Source organism: Vibrio sp. 378 (assembly GCF_033339435.1).
Map to the genome: position 1 here is coordinate 1 of NZ_JAWOUO010000070.1, position 1454 is coordinate 1454.

Below are 1454 nucleotides of genomic sequence, written 5' to 3' on the forward strand. Positions count from 1 at the left end.
GCTTTGTAATGGCCGGCGAATAAGATGATCAAACACGTGACCAAAACGATGATGCTCAACGATGCCATCGACAGTGAAAACGGTATGAAGTAACCCAGTAAGCTCGCACTAAACATCAACAATGCTGCGGTGTTGATCACCGCCGACACCACACTTAAGAACAGAAACAGCCAAAGGTAAGGGCGACCCAGTCTCGCGTAGCCTTCGACTAACGTAAGCCCTGTGCCCATCGTGTATTGCACGCCAGCTCGGAAAAATGGGTATTTAAACAGGTTTACGAGCAGGATGAGTGCGGCAAGTTGCCAGCCATAGATGGCACCCGCTTTGGTTGAGGCTACAAGGTGAGAGCCACCCACCGCCGCAGAAGCCATTAGGATGCCTGGGCCAAGTGAGCGGAAAAATAGCGATATTCTGGATTGGGGTTGATCTGGTACGGCGGATTCCATTTCTTATTGTCCTTTGATGTTGTGTATAGCGGCATAACCTTCCCCCGCGAGAACGGTTCGCGGGAATCCAAACGGCGTGAAACCTTATTTAATGTTATGGGGTGCTTTTCCGAACGGAATAAAGTTATTTGGGTAACCACTCTATAAATATCACTCCCGCAGTACTTGTCAAACTATATTTACAAATCAGTTTTTATTTTATTTTTCGAATTTATTGACTTGATTGACCCTGTTGGTTTTGGTGTTTTCATTGGTCGCGAAATTAAAATGCGTTTTGACTGAGCCCTCGTTATAATCGCGGCGTTTTTATTTTCTAGAGATCCCACCCATGGCAATGCTTGAGTACAACCCACCGACTGATCCTTGGATCGACATCGTTTTTGAGGACGACCATATCTTGGCTGTGAATAAGCCATCTGGTTTGTTGTCAGTTCCGGGACGTCTTGCAGAGCACCATGACAGCATGTGGAGTCGTTTACAGGAAGAGTACCCAGATATCCAAGTCGTGCATCGCTTAGATATGTCGACGTCGGGATTGATGGTACTGGCTAAAAACAAGCGAGCAGAAAGTGCGTTGAAAAAGCAGTTCCAGTTCCGCTTAACGCATAAAATTTACTACGCACGCGTTTGGGGTCATGTCGAGCAGGAAGAGGGCGAAATCGATCTGCCATTGATCTGTGACTGGCCAAACCGTCCGCTGCAAAAAGTGTGTTTTGAAGATGGTAAGCCATCAAAAACTCTCTTCCAAGTCGCGAAGCGAGAAGAACATGAAGACGGCACAAAGACGAGCATCGTACGTTTACTGCCTATTACTGGCCGCTCACATCAATTGCGTGTGCACATGCAAGCGTTGGGTCACCCTATTGTTGGTGACGAGTTCTACGCGACCGAAGAAGCCAAAGCCTTCTCTGAACGTTTGGAACTGCACGCTTCTGAACTGAGCTTCTATCACCCGAAAAGTCACTGGCTCCGCAGTATTTTTGTTCCGTGTGACTTTTACCCGGAAGC

General features: G+C 47.5%; 1 protein-coding gene and 1 pseudogene. One reads left to right on the forward strand and one right to left on the reverse strand.

The genetic code is table 11. The features are described 5' to 3' along the window. Positions 1-446, reverse strand: a pseudogene (locus R7Q48_RS24135) (divalent metal cation transporter); the annotation flags it as partial. 328 nt (positions 447-774) lie between these two features. Here R7Q48_RS24135 and rluA point away from each other — a divergent pair. Then, the coding region (rluA, locus tag R7Q48_RS24140) for a bifunctional tRNA pseudouridine(32) synthase/23S rRNA pseudouridine(746) synthase RluA (RefSeq protein WP_318132605.1) at positions 775-1454 on the forward strand (680 nt) is incomplete at its 3' end.